Annotated in this window: 16 protein-coding genes; 8 read left to right on the plus strand and 8 right to left on the minus strand. The window is 69.8% G+C overall.

All coding sequences use genetic code 11. The features are described 5' to 3' along the window. The first annotated feature begins 85 nt into the window (after positions 1-85). The 3 genes from KIP79_RS05885 to KIP79_RS05895 all read left to right on the plus strand — a co-directional run bounded on the left by KIP79_RS05885 (position 86) and on the right by KIP79_RS05895 (position 1,924). Complete coding sequence (locus KIP79_RS05885; protein ID WP_214103623.1) at positions 86-637, plus strand: VanZ family protein; 552 nt, start codon at positions 86-88, stop codon at positions 635-637. 151 nt (positions 638-788) lie between these two features. Then, complete coding sequence (locus KIP79_RS05890) at positions 789-1,541, plus strand: GntR family transcriptional regulator (RefSeq protein WP_214103624.1); 753 nt, start codon at positions 789-791, stop codon at positions 1,539-1,541. Positions 1,542-1,705: 164 nt separating this feature from the next. Further along, positions 1,706-1,924: a hypothetical protein gene (locus tag KIP79_RS05895; RefSeq protein WP_214103625.1), complete on the plus strand. Its 219-nt coding sequence runs from the start codon at positions 1,706-1,708 to the stop codon at positions 1,922-1,924. Positions 1,925-2,298: 374 nt separating this feature from the next. Here the strand turns inward: KIP79_RS05895 and KIP79_RS05900 are convergent, their stop codons facing one another. Further along, positions 2,299-2,829, minus strand: a complete 531-nt coding sequence (locus tag KIP79_RS05900) for a gamma carbonic anhydrase family protein (RefSeq protein WP_214103626.1) — start codon at positions 2,827-2,829, stop codon at positions 2,299-2,301. Between the two features lie 153 nt (positions 2,830-2,982). Between KIP79_RS05900 and KIP79_RS05905 the strand changes: the two genes are divergently transcribed. After that, positions 2,983-4,062 carry a coiled-coil domain-containing protein gene (locus KIP79_RS05905; RefSeq protein ID WP_214103627.1) on the plus strand — a complete coding sequence of 360 codons (1,080 nt, stop codon included), beginning with the start codon at positions 2,983-2,985 and terminating at the stop codon, positions 4,060-4,062. A gap of 93 nt (positions 4,063-4,155) precedes the next feature. Here the strand turns inward: KIP79_RS05905 and KIP79_RS05910 are convergent, their stop codons facing one another. Next, a complete protein-coding gene (locus KIP79_RS05910; protein ID WP_214103628.1) occupies positions 4,156-5,325 on the minus strand; it encodes a glycosyltransferase family protein in 1,170 nt (389 codons plus the stop codon). A 160-nt stretch (positions 5,326-5,485) separates the two neighbouring features. On the opposite strand from KIP79_RS05910, the gene KIP79_RS05915 reads away from it, so the two are divergent. Continuing rightward, the gene (locus tag KIP79_RS05915; RefSeq protein ID WP_250212802.1) at positions 5,486-6,850 is read left to right on the plus strand and encodes a hypothetical protein; all 1,365 of its coding nucleotides are present in this window, start codon (positions 5,486-5,488) and stop codon (positions 6,848-6,850) included. A 220-nt stretch (positions 6,851-7,070) separates the two neighbouring features. Continuing rightward, positions 7,071-7,232 (plus strand): hypothetical protein, encoded by a 162-nt coding sequence (locus tag KIP79_RS05920; protein ID WP_214103629.1) that lies wholly within the window; start codon positions 7,071-7,073, stop codon positions 7,230-7,232. A gap of 132 nt (positions 7,233-7,364) precedes the next feature. On the opposite strand, the gene KIP79_RS05925 is transcribed toward KIP79_RS05920, so the two are convergent. The 6 genes from KIP79_RS05925 to KIP79_RS05950 form a co-directional block, all read right to left on the minus strand. Next, positions 7,365-8,438, minus strand: a complete 1,074-nt coding sequence (locus KIP79_RS05925; protein ID WP_214103630.1) for a glycosyltransferase — start codon at positions 8,436-8,438, stop codon at positions 7,365-7,367. Then, positions 8,435-9,223, minus strand: a complete 789-nt coding sequence (locus KIP79_RS05930) for a hypothetical protein (protein ID WP_214103631.1) — start codon at positions 9,221-9,223, stop codon at positions 8,435-8,437. The genes KIP79_RS05925 and KIP79_RS05930 overlap by 4 nt, the downstream gene beginning before the upstream one ends. Before the next feature lie 137 nt (positions 9,224-9,360). Further along, positions 9,361-11,460, minus strand: a complete 2,100-nt coding sequence (locus tag KIP79_RS05935) for a (Fe-S)-binding protein (RefSeq protein WP_214103632.1) — start codon at positions 11,458-11,460, stop codon at positions 9,361-9,363. A 72-nt stretch (positions 11,461-11,532) separates the two neighbouring features. Next, positions 11,533-12,108 (minus strand): TetR/AcrR family transcriptional regulator, encoded by a 576-nt coding sequence (locus tag KIP79_RS05940; protein WP_214103633.1) that lies wholly within the window; start codon positions 12,106-12,108, stop codon positions 11,533-11,535. Further along, the gene (locus KIP79_RS05945) at positions 12,105-12,962 is read right to left on the minus strand and encodes a class I SAM-dependent methyltransferase (protein ID WP_214103634.1); all 858 of its coding nucleotides are present in this window, start codon (positions 12,960-12,962) and stop codon (positions 12,105-12,107) included. Before KIP79_RS05945 ends, KIP79_RS05940 begins: the two co-directional genes overlap by 4 nt. Positions 12,963-13,032: 70 nt before the next feature. Beyond that, positions 13,033-13,860 (minus strand): sugar phosphate isomerase/epimerase family protein, encoded by an 828-nt coding sequence (locus KIP79_RS05950; protein WP_372453531.1) that lies wholly within the window; start codon positions 13,858-13,860, stop codon positions 13,033-13,035. 117 nt (positions 13,861-13,977) lie between these two features. On the opposite strand from KIP79_RS05950, the gene KIP79_RS05955 reads away from it, so the two are divergent. Together KIP79_RS05955 and radA are read left to right on the plus strand one after the other, a co-directional pair. Then, the gene (locus tag KIP79_RS05955; RefSeq protein WP_214103635.1) at positions 13,978-14,676 is read left to right on the plus strand and encodes a class I SAM-dependent methyltransferase; all 699 of its coding nucleotides are present in this window, start codon (positions 13,978-13,980) and stop codon (positions 14,674-14,676) included. A 31-nt stretch (positions 14,677-14,707) separates the two neighbouring features. Then, positions 14,708-16,141 (plus strand): DNA repair protein RadA, encoded by a 1,434-nt coding sequence (gene radA, locus KIP79_RS05960; RefSeq protein ID WP_214103636.1) that lies wholly within the window; start codon positions 14,708-14,710, stop codon positions 16,139-16,141. The last annotated feature ends 55 nt before the right edge of the window (positions 16,142-16,196 follow it).

Here is a 16,196-nt window from a genome sequence, read left to right on the forward strand (position 1 = left end):
CCACCTTCCTGTCACTTCTGCGACTTTCGCCGTGCGAGACAGCGGAGGGTGACACGATCTTCCAGCGAGCCAAAAGGACACAGTCATGTTGCTGGCATGGCGTATGTGGGGACATATCATTCTTTTCAGCCTTTTGGCGGCCCCGGTGGTCCTCCTGACCGCCTATTTGATGGCCAGACAACGCGCTAGTTCGGGCACGCCGCACCCCTTCCGGACAGCCTTCGCGGACGTGCTGATGGTTGCCGGAACCCTCCCCTGGCTGTGGATGATCCTTACTCCGGGTGCTCGTTCGACGCCGGAGCGGTGGACAAGCCTGGTCCCGCTGCGCGATCTTCACGTGCTGACGCAGGGGCCTTTCGGGGTTCTGGTGGTGCAGGTCGGAGGCAATCTGTTGGTCTTCGCCGCGCTCGGCGCGTTGCTCCCGATCAGATCGGCGCGGCTGGCCCGGCTCACCGCCGTGGCGGCCGTCGCGGCGGCGGCGTCGCTCACCGTTGAAGTACTTCAGTACGTCCTAGCCCTGCACCGAGTGTCGTCGATCGATGACGTTCTGCTGAACGTAACGGGGGCCGTGCTAGCCGCGATCATGACTAAGCGTTGGTGGGCTCCACCAATACCGGAGGGGACCGTTCCACAATAACGGTCCGGATTAATACCCCAAGATCGCAACATCCGCCCACTTCGCAAAAAATAGCCCCGGGACCAACCCACGACTCTGTGCGATCGTGGACAAGACGGGGCAAGTTCTCTGGAGACGCTAACTCCCCGTCGGTGACAGAGGGTGATCAAACGTGACGGAATCCCCGGTGCATCACGAGCCCCCCATCTACCGGCGTATCGCCGACGGTCTGCGTAGCCAGATCCTGTCCGGCGAACTCCGGGACGGGGATCGGCTACCGGGCGAGAACGCACTCATGGCCGAGTACGGCATCGCGCGTGCCACCGCACGGCAGGCGCTTGCCGTACTGATCAATGAGGGTTTGGCAGTGCCGCGGCGAGGATCGGGGGTCTATGTGAGGCTATTTCGGCCTATCAGACGACATGGTTCACGGCGGCTCTCCCGCGAACAGTGGGGACAGGGCCGGGCGATCTGGGATTCGGACACCAGAGGTCGCGCGTACACGGTGGACGAGGTCCACATCGAGCGTCTCACCGCGGCCGAGGAGATCGGGCGGGTGCTCGACACCGACGAGGTCTGGGTCCGGCGACGGCGTTATTCGGTGGACAACCGTCCTGTCCAGCTGGCCGCGTCCCACTTTCCGGCCGACCTGGTGGAGGGAACCGCGATCACCCTCCCCGACACCGGGCCCGGCGGCGTCTACGCCCGGTTGGGCGACCTCGGTTACTCTCCGGTGCATTTCACCGAGGAGGTACGGGCCCGGATGCCGTCACCCACGGAAACAGAGTTACTCCGGTTGCCGGCGGGCAACCCGATCCTGATCGTGGCACGTACGGCGTACTCCGCAGGAGGGATTCCGGTCGAGGTCAACGAGATGACTATGGACGCCGCCGCCTATGTACTCCAGTACGACTTTGACGCCTGAGTCAAGTTGACATGTCGGACGATAGGTGGACCTGTCCGTCCCGATCATTGATTTCTCTAGAGATGTCGCGCACCTTGTGGGTGAGACGTCAAGCCAACTGGCCCAGATCGGCATGGGTCGCGGGTGAAGGTGCCCGGGCGTCTCGGCGAGGGAAAGGTGGGCGGATGTCCTTTGACCGGCATCTTGCCGAGATTGCCCGCGAATATCCGGAATGGACAATCTGGCGGAGCGACGCGGGGCGGTGGTGGGCCACCCGGCACCACCCCCTCACCCCCGCTCAACGAGAGGCCGGCTGCGCGATGACCATCGACGCGGACGAACCGGAGGAGCTGCGCGAACAACTCGAAGAACAGGAGGAACGTGCCAAATCCGCCGACCCTTAAACCCCACCCTTGAACCACAGAAGCCCCCGACCCAATCGGGGGCGGGGGCTTCTGTGCTGATTGCTGTGTCATTGCGATGCTGCGCATCGCGGCGAGTGCGCACTGTGTGATGGCGATGCTGCGCATCGCGGCGAGTGCGCTCACGTCCGGTGCCTTCCCTCCTCCGCTCTGGTCGCTGCGCTCCCGGCGCTCCGTCAGTCCAGGCACCGGCGCGCACTCGCGGGCAAGTGGCTTCGTCATAAGCCTTGAATGCCGTTGATGGAGGAGATCTCAAGACCCCCGTGGAGGCGCGTCCACTGGTGCCAGCCGCATAGAGCGCCTTCACGGGTACCAAACCCCTCCTCCACGCGACAGGGAGCCCATGGGCTTGCGGGCTACCTGTCGTGTACTTCGGCGGCCTGGTGGCGGCTGGCCTTTGAGATGTAGCGGTCTGGGGTTTGGGCGAAGCTGGCTTGGTCGGAGTCGGTGAGATCGCGGAGGGGGCGGGCGGGGGTGCCGGCGGCCAGGACGCCGGAGGGGATGTGGGTGCCGGGGGTGACGACGGAGCCGGCGGCTATGAGGGTGCCGGCGCCTATTCGGGAGCCGTTGAGGAGGATGGCGCCTATGCCGATCAAGGCGCCGGATTCGATGTGGGCGCCGTGGATGGTGGCTTTGTGGCCCACGGAGACGCGCGGTTCCAGGATTGCGGGGTAGCCGGGGTCGGCGTGGAGGCAGCAGAGGTCCTGGATGTTGGAGTCAGCCCCTATTTCTATGCGTTCGTCGTCGGCGCGGAGGACGGAGTTGTACCAGATGTTGACGCGGGGGCCGAGGGTGACCTGACCGACGACGACAGCGGTGGGGGCCAGCCAGGCGGTTGGATCGATTGAAGGGATGGCGTTGTCGTCGAGGGCGGCTATGTAGGGCATTGGATCACGATCTCACGAGTTGTTATTAGCGCTATACGGGGTGTATTGGATATTTCCGCAAGGAGGTGGGGCGTTCAGGTTGCGGTCGGGGTCGGATAGCAGGAAAGTCGTGTCCTGACCTGCATACCGCCTTTCGACTCCCCCAGGGCTCTCATGACGAACCAGACTGATCACTTCCCCGAACTCTTGAGCGACGACTCTTTCGAGGTCGTCATGCGTGGTTACAGCCGCCGCCAGGTGCACGACTGGATCAACCGTAGCCGCAACCAGATCCGTGACCTGGAGGAGCGGCTGGCCAGGACCATCGACCAGGCCGAGCAGAGCAGGCTGGAACTGGCCGACGCGCGGCGGAAGCTGACCGAGGCCCCCCAGAACCCGGACGAGCTCGGCGAGCGGCTGAGCCAGATCCTCAAGCTCGCGCACGAGGAGGCGGCGGCCAACAAGGAGGCCTCCCAGAACGACGCCAGCCGCATGCGGGACGCGGCGCAGGCCGAGGCCGAGCGGGTGGTGGCGGCGGCCAAGGAGCAGGCCGAGTCGATCCGGACCGCCGCGCAGGAGGAGGCCGAGCGGCGCATCCACGACGCGACCGCCTCCGCCGAGCGGCTGCTCTCCCAGGCGGGGGCCGAGGCCGAGGAGAAGGTGGCGACCGCCAACGCCGAGGCCGAGGAGACCCTGCGGGACGCGCGCGGCGAGGCCGAGCGGCGGGTGACGACGGCCACGATGGAGGCCGAGCGGCTGGTGTCCGAGGCGCAGTCGCTGGCGCACTCCACCCTCACCTCCGCCCAGCAGCGGGCCAGCACGCTGGACGAGCACACCGGGCGCCGGGTGGTCTACCTGACCGACACCCACACCGAGGTGGTCCGGCGGCTGAACGAGATCGGCGCGGTGCTCGGCGACCTGCTTCAGCGGGAGAACTCGGCCGGGCCGCTGATCGACGAGGCCGCGGTGCTGCCGCCGGCCCCGTCGGTGACCGACCCCGGGTTCAACGGCGAGGAGGCGGCCACGGCCAGCGCGGTACGGAAGACGACCCCGCCCGCCCCGGCCCAGGACCGCTCCCCGGTGGCCGAGCTGGCCCGGCCGAAGCCGGTGGAGGCCGTCGAGCCGCCCGCGTACGAGAGCGTCGAGGAGCCGGACGTCCGGGTGACGATCGACCACCGCGGCCCGATCCGCGAGCCCGAGCCGTTCCACCCGGCCGTCCAGAGCGAGGACGGCGACCCGATGGCCCGCCCGTAACGCCACCGGAGGAAAGCCTCCGACCGGTCAGCGAGCGAAAGCCGAACCGCACGTCACCGAGCGCCCGTCCTACCCGGCGGGCGCTCGCCGCTGTCAGCCCACCCAGGCGCCGGTCGTGAAATTACCGACGTTGATGGCCATGACGGGGGCTGCGATCGACACGTACGCCATGAAGACCCATGGACGGCGCGCTCCGGTGATCCCCACCGAGATGTACAGCGGCCACCAGAGCAGGGAAGCGCGGCCCACGGACATGTAGAACGAGGACATGGCCAGCAGGGCGACCGCCTGGGGGGCCAGATAGCCGAACTCGGCCCAGCGGCGGCGGACCACCTGCCAGATGATGAGCAGGACGAGGACGAAGGCGGCGAGGATCTCCTCCCGGTAGGAGGTCTGCAGGACGCCTTCCTCCAGGGAGCGGTTCCAGGTGTTGACGAGCACCTGCCAGGGCCACTCCGCGTACCGTCCCCAGTACTCGGCCTCGACGTTCTTCCAGGCCATCCAGTCGCCCGTACGGTTCCACTGGTAGATCATGTACGCCAGCACGGGCAATCCGGGCACGGCCAGCCACGGCAGCTTCTTCCAGCCACCGGGAGAGCGCAGGCCGTTCTCCGCGACCAGGAACATCACCGCGAGACCGAGGGCCAGGAAGAGCCCGGAGATGCGGATCGAGGCGGCCAGAGCGGCCAGCACGGCGGCCCACCCCCACCGGCCGCGCCGGGCCATCAGCCAGGCGGGGATGGCCAGCGCGAGGAACGGGGCCTCGGAGTAGCCGGCGAGCATGAAGACGGCGAACGGGCTCAGGAAGAAGGCCAGGACCGTCCAGGTGCCGGTGCCGGGGCGGTAGGAGTCGCTGAGCCGGGACAGGGTGACCGCCACGATCGCGCTGCCGACCAGGGAGACCAGCACGATGGCCAGGCTCCAGTCGTCGATGAACCAGTGCAGGTCGCGCAGGAGGAGCGGCAGCCCGGGGAAGAAGGCGGCGAGCTTGGGCGCGTCGGTCATCCCGGGCGCGCCGTCGTAGCCGTACTGGGCGATGATGATGAAGTTGTCGGAGTCCCAGGGCGTCAGCCGGTCGAGCAGCGGCGCCTCGGTACGGCCGGGGGCGGCCAGCACCATGTAGATGTAGGTCGCCACATGCCAGAAGAACCAGATGAGCAGGGCCGTGCGGTCGCCCGGAGTGCCCAGCCACCTCGGCAGGGTACGGGTCGGCGCGGTCTCTGTCAGGTCCTCAGCCTGCCGGGTCTCGGTCACGAAGGACATCGAAGTAGATTGCCCGCGCACGTGCCAAGGGCATTCGGGTCCCGATTCGCAGGTCATCGCCGTTTACGCAGGTGAGAGTAGTGAAACTTTCACCGGCTATGTCCCTGCGAGTCCGGATATTGGGACGGGCAAAGCCCGGTGGAAGTTCTACGATTGCCGCGTGCCATGGGATGGTTTCGCCGCGATGGAGCGCGACGTGCGCGCCATGGTCGCCGATCCCCGGTGGCCGCTGACCCCGGCCCCGAGCCGGGCCGAGGCGATCTCCCGGCGCGCCCTGGTCACCCCGGACGGCACCTGCTGGCTGTTCGGCGCGTACGCCCGGTGGTACCGGCTGGACCGGGACGGCCAGTGGCACCTGGCCGCGCCCCCGGCCGCCCAGGCGCCCCGGCTGGCCGCCCGCCCGGCCGCCATCGCGGTGCCGTACTGGCTGGTGCCGACCGGGCCGGACTTCTCGGTGGACCGGGGCTCCACCCAGGCGTTCGTGGGGCCCGACGTGCCGCGCGAGGTGGTGGAGGGCGTGCGGGCGCTGATGGTGGCCCACCGGGGGCTGCGCAGGGAGGACTTCCCGCTCGCCTCGGGCGCGTTCCGGCACGTCTTCGCCGCCGAGGTGGCCAGCACGGTGGCCACCGTCTGGGGCACCGTGATGTGGTGCGCGTACGCCCCGGCCTTCGACGGCAACGAGCAGATGCTGTCGATGTTCGGCGAGTTCCTGGCCCGCCCGCTGCCCGGCGACGACTGGGTGCGCTGGCTGCCCCCGGTGTCCCTCACCGACCTGGTGGACCTGTACGCCGAGCGCAGCCGCTCCGGCGCCCCCGAGGCGGGCCTGCGGCTGGTCCGGCTGATGGCGGAGACGGCCACCGCGCTCCGCGCCGACCCCCGGTTCCGGCCGCGCGCCGACGCCCTGGTGGCCATGGTGCAGCCGCTGGCCACCCAGCCCTGGCTGGACCACACCGCGCTGCGCTCCGGCGCGGTGGCGCAGACCTGGCTGCTGCGCTGCCCGCCCAACCTGGCCGCCGCCGCACTCGCCGAGGTCTCCCCCGGCGATCATTTCCGGCATGTCCTGTACGACCTGGTGGAGGCGCTGGCGTACGTGGCGGAGCAGGGCGAGGACCCGCGCATGGTGGCGGCGGCGCTGCTGGCGGCGGACGTGAACGCGGTCACCGCCGAGGCGGTGACCTACCTGTACCCGTGGATGGACGACGAGCTGCGCCAGGCGCTCTACATCGCGCTGGCCGACCAGGGCCACCCGCTGCGGGACTGGTGGCCGGTGGACGGGCGGCTGCCGGAGCGGCTCACCCCGCCGGACAGGTCCACCGCCGCCGCGCTGCTCGGCTCGGCGTACGCGACCGGCCTGGCCTGGTGCGAGCTGGCGGGGGCGACCCCGCCGGAGACGGGTTTCCCGGTGACGGCGGCGGTCGGCCAGTGCCTGACGCACACCCGGGACGACCCGCCGCCGGAGCCGACCACGACGCCCCGCGAACGGATCACCAACGAGACCACATCCGACTGGCTCTACCACAACTAACCGGATAGGTCCCTCTTACCCCACAAATAGGGATATTTCATCCTTTAGCAATAAGGCCGCGCGGACCTCGGAGAATTCATCGAATTGTGATCTCAGAATCCGGGAAATGGTCAGTGGAGGGGCGCCCGCCGGCAGGAATGGTCCCGATGGGCCATGTCGCGGAAAGACACACGGACGTAACCTCGATGTGGGTGTGGGCTGCGGAAGGAAGGACGACGCGGTGGGGCACGACGACCTGGACTCTCGGGTCCATGACCGTGTCGCGTTGGACGAGATCGCGCTCTACGCCGAGGTGCTGGCGGCCGTGAACTACACGGATGACCGACTGACCTTGGAGGAGCTCGACAACGCGCTCGGGTTGCGGACTTCGGCGAGACGCTGAGGTTCACGCTGAAGTTCGTTCGCGGAACTGATCCCGGACTCCCTGAGGGGTCCGGGATAGTTTTTTGGGCCCCCGTGGTCACCCGGGGCCTGACCGGGCGGCCTGTGGACCGTGCCCGGACTAGTCCTTCTATCACACCCGGGAGCGAAGTCCGTACATGAGCTCCTGCCAGCGCGCCGCCACCGCGGGCCCCGCGTGCGCGGCCGCGGTCTCCAGGGCGCCGGACGCCAGCGTCCTGCGCCGCCGCTCATCGTCCACCAGAGCGAGCAGAGCGCCCGCGTACGCCTCCGTCTCGCCCTCCCCCTGCTGGACCAGCACGCTGTCCCTTCCGGGCCGTACGAAGTCACTCAGGCCGCGCGGGCCGTCGAAGCCGACCACGGGCACGCCGCAGCCGAGCGCCTCCACCACGGTCATGCCGAGCACCTCGTCCCTGGACGGCACGGCCACGATGGACGCCTTGGCGAACTCGCCAGGCAGGTCCGGCGTGGTGCCCATGAAGTAGACGTGGTTGTGCAGGCTCAACTCGGCCACCAGGGCGCGCAGCCGCTTCTCCTCCGAGCCGGAGCCGTACAGCCGCAGCCGCCAGTCGGGGCGCTTGTCGGCCACCACGGCGAAGGCCCTGATCAGCCGGTCGAACGCCTTGGGGGCCACCCAGCGCCCGCCCGCGCTGATGATGCGGTTGTCCATCCTGGACCGCGGCCAGGGGCCGGCCGGGAGCGCGTCGGGGATGGTGTGCACCGAGAGATCGTCGTCCAGCAGGCGGGACCACTCCTCGCGGCCGTTCTCGGTGTTGGTGACCACCGCGTCCAGGCGCGGATAGTACCTTCGGACCGGTCCAGGTATGGCGGGTCTGGTCCACTCGCGGGCGATCCGGACCACCTCGCGCGGCGCGTACCTGGCGGACTGCACGCTGAGCCCCGGGCGGGCGGTGACCAGCACGTCGGCCCTGAGCGCGCGCAGCGCCCGCCAGAGGGCCACCTCGGTGCGGACCTGGCCGCGCGGCAGCAGGTGGCGGCCGGGGCGGGCGTCCACCAGGTAACGCAGCCGGACACGGCCGTCGACCGGGAAGAACGGGGTGTCCCTGGTGCGCTTGACGCTGATGATCTCTACGTCCTGCCGCTCGGCGAGCGCGGCGGCCAGGTTGAGGGTCGCCCTGACGTCACCGCGCATACCGTACGCGGAGGGCATCAGGAAGGTGACCTTCACGCGCCGACCTCGAGCTGGAGCTGGTCGTTGGCGGTGTAGCTGGGTTTGATCGGCACGCCGTCCACCCGGGTGGCCGGGTAGTGCACCCGGCGGCGTTTGCCCTCCACGTCGTCCAGGCTGGCGCCGAGCGGCAGCGGGCGGTCCAGGCCGTCCACCTCCAGGGAGGGCTCCCAGACCCCGGCCGCGTCCGGGGTGGCGGCCAGCACGTCGACCAGGGAGAGCGCGGCGTGGAACCGCACGCCCTGGACGGTGGCCAGGACCGTCACGGTGGTGTCGCTGTGCCGGAGGGCCAGCCGGGCGGGGTGGTGCCGGTCGTCGTCGTCGAGGCCGGTGTAGGCGAGCAGGCCGGTCACCTCGAACCGGCCCTCGCGGAACCAGACCGCGCGCACGTCGGCGACCGGGCCCGCTTCGCTGATCTTGATGGCCAGGAAGCCGTTGAGGGTGCGGTAGGCGCGGTAGGCCATGGTGCGGCGGCCCAGCGCGTACGCGTCGAGGCGGTCCAGGGAGAAGCCGGGGTCCACGCTGCGCATGCGGGTGCGCGGGCCGTTCTCCTGCAGGTAGGCGTCCCACCGGCCGGGCACCAGGGAAAGCGGCGCCAGCGAGACCGCCACGCTGGCCTCACGGGCGCGGCGGCCGGGGGTGCCGAGCATGACCCGGCGTTCCACTCCGCTGCCGCGATGCCGGAGCACCAGCTGGGTGCCCGCGGCGAGGGGCTCATCGATCGCCATCCGCAGGGAGAGCACGTCGGCCAGCGTCACTTCGGCGTCGGTGACGACCACACCCACCGTCCAGCCCCCTCCCCGTTGATTGAGCCAACGTTGAGGTTACCGTGATTTTCCCGTTATGTGGAGAAAGAAGAGCGTGGGAATTACCCGCACACAACTCTCTGACCTGGCCCCCTACAGCCAGTGTTCCCACATGGTCAGCCTTTTACCGACTTGATCAATAGCTGGGCCACGTCGACCACTTCCACCGATTCCTTGGCCGCCCCGGCGTTCTTCTTCTCGTTGATCGCATCGCCCAGCATCACCAGACAGAACGGGCAAGCCGTGGAAACGGTGTCCGGATCGGTGGTCAGCGCCTCCTCCACCCGCTCGGTGTTGATGCGCTTGCCGATGCGCTCCTCCATCCACATCCGGGCACCGCCCGCGCCGCAGCAGAAGCCACGGTCCTTGCACCGGTGCATCTCCTGCGCCTGGATGCCGGGCACCTTGGCCATGATGTCGCGAGGCTGGGCGTAGACCTTGTTGTGACGGCCGAGGAAGCACGGGTCGTGGTAGGTGATCTTCTCCTCGATCGGGGTGACCGGCACCAGCCGCCCGGTGTCCACCAGATGGGACAGCAGCTGGGTGTGGTGCACCACCTCGTAGGTGCCGCCCAGCTGCGGGTACTCGTTGGCCAGGGTGTTGAAGCAGTGCGGGCAGGTGGCCACGATCTTCTTGACCCCGGCCTCGTTGAGGGTCTCGATGTTCTGCTGGGCCAGCATGTTGAACAGGAACTCCATGCCCAGCCGGCGGGCCGGGTCACCCGTGCAGGCCTCCATCGGGCCGAGCACCGCGAACTTGACCCCGGCGATGTGCAGCAGCTCGGCCACCGCCTTGGTGGTGCGCTTGGCCCGGTCCTCCAGCGCGCCGGCGCAGCCGACCCAGAACAGGTACTCGGCGTCGGCGGGCATCTTGTCCTCCACGACCTCGACCTCGAAGTCGAGCTCGGCGATCCAGTCGGCGCGCTTCATCTCCGACATGCCCCACGGGTTGCCCTTGTTCTCCAGGTTCTTCAGCATCACCCCCGCCTCCGACGGGAACGACGACTCGATCATCACCTGGTAGCGGCGCATGTCCAGGATGTGGTCGATGTGCTCGATGTCCACCGGGCACTGCTCGACACAGGCGCCGCAGTTCGTACACGACCACAGCACGTCCGGGTGGATCACCCCGTCCTCGCCCACCAGCGGCTTGTCCAGCAGGGCCAGCACGTCCTCGCCCTGCTTGGCCCGCTCCTCCTGACCCATCAGCAGATACGGCGCGATCGCGAAAGCGTGGTCACGCTGGTCCAGGATGAGCATCTTCGGCGACAGCGGCTTGTCGGTGTTCCAGGCCGGGCACTGGGACTGGCAACGCCCGCACTCGGTGCAGGTGTAGAAGTCCAGGAAGCCCTTCCAGGTGGTGTCGGCGATCGTGCCCCGGCCGAACACGTCGACCTCGGGGTCGGCCTCCTCGAAGTCCAGCAGCTTGCCGCCGCTGCGCATCGGCTGGGCGGGGCCGTTGCCGTCGGGGCGGCGGGAGAACAGCACGTTGAGCGGCGCGGTGAAGATGTGCAGGTGCTTGGAGTGCACGACGATGATCAGGAAGACCAGCATGACGCCGATGTGCAGCAGCAGCCCGATCTCCTCCAGCACCATGCTGGTGGGCAGGATCTGGGCCACCGCGTCGGAGACGAAGGCGCCGGAGGCGTAGGGGGAGTTGCCGGTGTTGACCGCGGCGCCGCGGAACAGGAACATCGTCCAGATCACGTTGAAGATCATGAACAGGATCAGCCAGGCGCCGCCCAGGTGGGATCCGGAGAACCGGGACCGCCGGCCGAGCTTCGCGGGAGCGTTCTTGATCCGGATGACCGCGAAGGCGATCAGGCCGATCAGGGCGGCCAGCGCGATGAAGTCCTGGAGGAAGCCGAGGACCGGCCAGGTGCCGATCAGCGGGATGTGGAAGTTCGGCCGCCCGGTCACCATGCCCTGGATGAGCGCGCCGTACGCCTCGATGTAGACGGTCAGCAGGATGATGAACGCCCACATGACGAAGAAGTGCGCCACCCCCGAGGGCGTCCACTTGAGCAGCTTCTTCTGCCCGAACACCTCACTCAGCTGGGCCTTGATCTCCGGCACCAGGTTCTGGCGCAGGTAGGCGACACGTTCGGGCGCGGGCTGGCCGACGGTGGCCAGCCGGTACAGGAACAGCACCCGCCGGGCCGCCACGGCAACCGTCACGACCGTCATGACCAGCCCGATTATCGCTACCCAGAGCACAGGTCCTCCTTGTCCGGCACAACACACCCACGTTATCCCAGACCATAGAACAAAGCTCTGTACCGCCCTCGCTCAGGGGTCCAGGTAGCGCTGGATGGTCGGCGCGAGCAGCGCGACCAGCTCCTCCGGGTCCGCCGAGGCGACCGGCTCCAGCTTGATGATGTAGCGGGCCATCACGATCCCGAACAGCTGGGCGAAGGCCGCCTCCATCCGGATCAGCGGAACCCCCAGCGCCTCCCCCACCCGGCCAAGCAAGGCCCCCGTCAGGAACTCGCGGACCATGGCCGCGGTCGGTTCGTGGGACATCGCGGTCCGGATCAGCCCGATCACCGTCTCCCTGGCCTGCGGGTCGGCGGTGAACGCCAGCACGAACCGGATCAGCCGCTCCCCCGCGGCTTCCCGCGGCCCGCTGACGATCAGCGGCACGGCCACCGCCGGGTCTATGGGCAGCCGCATGGCCGCCACGAAGACGCCCTGCTTGGTGTCGAAGTAGTGGTGGACCAGGGCGGGATCGACCCCCGCCTCGCGGGCGATGCCCCGGATGGTGGCCTTGTCGAAGCCCTTCTCCGCGAAGACCGCCCGCGCCGCGACCAGGATCTCGCCACGGGTGTCGGTGGAACCTGGGCGGCGGCCGGTGCGACGGCTCACCGGCCCTCCCCCTCGGTCAGCCCGACGGCGAGTTGTTTGAGCTCCTTGAGATCGTCCGGCTCGGCCACCGCGACGGGCGGGTCGGTCGGCTCCGGCGTCAGCGGCTTGCGGCCGACCGCGAGGTAGACCCGCATCGGGATGGTCAGGTCGCCGTCCGGGAAGACCCGGAGCAGCTCGCCGCGCTCCCGGTCGATCAACCGGTCCGCGTGCGCCAGGTTCAGCGCCGCCACGTACGAATGGGAGCGCAGGTCGGTCAGGAAGTCCTCCAGCTGAATCCGGCGGATCCAGTGCACCCAGCGCTCGGCCACCGGCAGGCCGGCCGCGGCCATGGCGGCCCCGATCGGGGGCATGCTCCAGCCGGGCAGGGCGGGACCGGTGTAGCCGGGGCAGTCGGCCAGCCGGACCTGGCAGGCGGCCAGCCAGTCGGCCTTGCCGGCGTCCACCGTGTTCCACCAGCCGGCGATGGCCCCGCCGGGGCGGACCACCCGGATCGCCTCGGCGATGGAGACCGTGCGGTCCAGCCAGTGCCAGGACTGGGCGTAGGTGACCAGGTCGGCCAGGTCGTCGCGGAGCGGCAGCGCGTTGCCGTCGGCCAGCAGCGCGGCGCCCTCGCTGCGGGAGCGCAGGTAGGCCAGCATGCGACCGGCCCGGTCCACGGCCACCACCCGGACGCCCCGGTCCAGCAGGCCGCGGGTGGAGATGCCGGTGCCGGCGCCCACGTCCACCGCGAGCGCGCCCTCGAAGCGCACCCCCGACAGCTCGCCCAGCGCGGCATACAGGGCAGGCGGGTACTCCGGGCGCGCGGCGTCGTAGGCCTCGGCCACCCGGTCGACGTCGAAGACGAGGTGGCTCATCTGCGGGTTCTGTGGATTCTGCGGGTTCTCATCTGTGTGTTCTCATTCGGCGGCCCTCACTTGGCGGCGCTCATCTGGCGGCCGAGGAGGCGGCGAAGTGGAGCCGGGCGAAGGCCAGCGCCTCAGCGAGATCGTCGATCCGCTCGGCGCGGCCGACCGCCTTCCTCGTGTTGATCTCCAGCACGATGAGGCCACCATAACCCGCGGTGGCCAGGCGCTCCAGCATCTGCGCGCACGGCTGGGTGCCCCTGCCGGGGACCAGGTGCTCGTCCTTGTTGGTGCCGGTGCCGTCGGCCAGGTGCAGGTGGGCCAGCCGGTCGCCCAGCTTGGCGGCCATCTCCATGGCGTCGGAACCGGACACGGCGGTGTGCGACAGGTCCAGGGTGACCTCGGGGAAGTCGTGGTTGACCGGGTTCCAGTCCGGCGCGTACGGCACCACCTCGCCGCCCCGGGCGCGCAGCGGGAACATGTTCTCCACCGCGAACACCACGTCGCTCTCCTCCCGCATCCTGGCCAGGCCGACCTCGAAGTCCCTGGCGTAGTCGCGCTGCCAGCGGAACGGCGGGTGCACCACCACGGTCCGCGCGCCCAGCCGCTGGGCGGCCTTCCTGGCCCGTTCCAGCTTGGCCCACGGGTCGCGCCCCCAGACCCGCTGGGTGACCAGCAGGCAGGGCGCGTGGATGGCCAGCACCGGCAGTTGGTAGTGGTCGCGGAGTCGCTCCAGAACGTCGATGTCCTGGCTGACCGGGTCCTGACCGACCATGATCTCGACTCCGTCGTACCCGAGACGGGACGCGAGCTCGAAGGCGTCGGGCGTGCGTTCGGGGTAGACCGAGGCGGTGGACAAGGCGATCTTGGCATCCGGGACCCGCACGGTCGCCGGCTCTTCCCTACCGATATAGGTTCGCTCACCGGACGCCGCGCGCTCATTGGCTCGCTCGCTCACAGTCCCAGACTAAGCGGGGGTCGGCCGAAGCGGGCCGTCGGCACGAGGTACACGACATATCGTGGCGCCATGCCGCGCATTCCGCAGGGGGCCATCCCCAGCCCGAACATCTGGCACCACCCGCAGGTCTACGAGCTGGAGAACCGGGCCATCGATCCCGACAAGGCCGTGGAGAAGGCCATCCGCGAGGTACGCCCCTGGGACGGCGGCACCGTGCTGGACATCGGCTGCGGCACCGGCTACCACCTGCCGGAGTACGCGGCGAGCGCGACCCGGGTGATCGGTGTGGAGCCCCATCCCGAACTGGTCGAGCTGGCCGTCCGGCGCTGCCGTCCGCTGGCCAACGTCCAGGTGTGCACGGCCACCGCGCAGGCGCTGCCGGTGCCGGACGCGAGTGTGGACGTGGCGGTGGCCCGGTGGGCGTACTTCTTCGGTCCCGGGTGCGAGCCGGGGCTGCGTGAGCTGTCCCGGGTGCTGCGGCGGGGCGGGGCCGCCTTCGTGGTGGACGTGGACGCCGCCAAGGGGGCCTTCGGGGCGTGGTTCCTGGCCAGCGTGCCGAGTTACTCCGTACCGGCCGTGGAGGACTTCTGGTCGCGGCGGGGGTGGCAGCGGCGGGAGCTGGACCTGCGTATGGCGTTCAGCTCGCGGGCGGATCTGGAGGCGGTGCTGCGGATCGAGTTCACGCCGCGGGTGGCGGCGCGGGCCATCAGGGAGACTGCCGGGCTGGAGATCGCGTATCCGGCCGTGTTGCGGTGGCGGCGGTACTGAGAATGTCGGGGGCGGCCGGTAGCCTCCCGGCGTGAGCAAAGCTGCGAAGCCGTCGTACCGGTGCGGCGAGTGCGGGTGGGTCACCGTCAAGTGGGTGGGCCGGTGCGGCGAGTGCCAGGCCTGGGGCACCGTCGAGGAGTCCGGCACCCGGCAGGGCGTGACCGTGGTCAAGGGAGGCGCGGTCACCGCGCCCGCCGTGCCGATCGGGCAGGTCAAGGCCGAGACGGCGCATGCCCGGCCGACCGGCGTGGGCGAGCTGGACCGGGTGCTCGGCGGCGGCCTGGTGCCCGGCGCGGTGGTGCTGCTGGCCGGCGAGCCGGGCATCGGCAAGTCGACGCTGCTGCTGGAGGCGGCCGCCAAGACCGCGCGGCACGAGACGGTGCTGTACGTGACGGGAGAGGAGTCGGCGGCCCAGGTCCGGCTGCGGGCCGACCGCATCGGGGCGGTGCAGGACCGGTTGTACCTGGCGGCGGAGACCGATCTCGGGGCGCTGGTCACCCATGTGGAGAAGGTGCAGCCGCGGCTGCTGATCGTGGACTCGGTGCAGACCATCGGGTCGGCCGAGGCGACCGGGGTGCCCGGCGGGGTCACCCAGGTCCGGGAGGTGGCCGGGAACCTGACCCGGCTGGCCAAGGAGCGCGGCATGGCCACCGTGCTGGTCGGCCACGTCACCAAGGACGGCTCCATCGCCGGGCCCCGGGTGCTGGAGCACCTGGTGGACGTGGTGCTGCACTTCGAGGGCGACCGGAACTCGCGGCTGCGCATGGTCCGGGCGATCAAGAACAGGTTCGGGCCGATCGAGGAGGTCGGCTGCTTCGACCTGCACGAGCGGGGCATCACCGGGATCACCGACCCGAGCGGGTTGTTCGTGTCCCGGCATCCAGAGCCGGTGCCCGGCACCTGTGTGACCGTCACCATCGAGGGCACCCGGCCGATCCCGGCCGAGTTGCAGGCCCTGGTCGGCCCGACCGAGGCGCCGCAGCCCCGGCGGACCTCCTCCGGCCTGGACTCCTACCGGGTGGCCATGGTGCTGGCCGTGCTGGAACGGCGGCTGAACGCCAAGATCGGCAAATGCGACGTGTTCACCGCGACCGTGGGCGGCATCCGGCTCACCGACCCTGCGGTGGACCTGGCGCTGATGCTCTCGGTGGTCAGCGCGGCCGGGGACAAGCCGCTGCCGCACGGGCTGGTCGCGCTCGGCGAGGTCGGCCTGGCCGGGGAGTTAAGGCCGGTCAGGGACGTGCGACGGCGGCTGGCCGAGGCGGCGCGGCTGGGCTTCACCCGGGCGCTGGTGCCCGCCGGCTCGCTGGCCGGGGAGACGTTGCGGCTGGACCCGCCGCCAGGCCGGAGCGACGCGGTGGCGGTCCGCGACCGGGGCGGCGTGCGGACCACGCCGAACTTCTCGCCCGGTTTCGACGTTACCGAGGCGGAGAACGTTTGGGATGCCTTGACGCACATCCGGTGAGCAACCGGTTACGCCGTTGACCCGCTCCCCGCCCTGAAAACGGGGATTCCCGTGC

Source organism: Acrocarpospora catenulata (assembly GCF_018476525.1).
Taxonomy (GTDB): Bacteria; Actinomycetota; Actinomycetes; order Streptosporangiales; family Streptosporangiaceae; genus Acrocarpospora; species Acrocarpospora catenulata.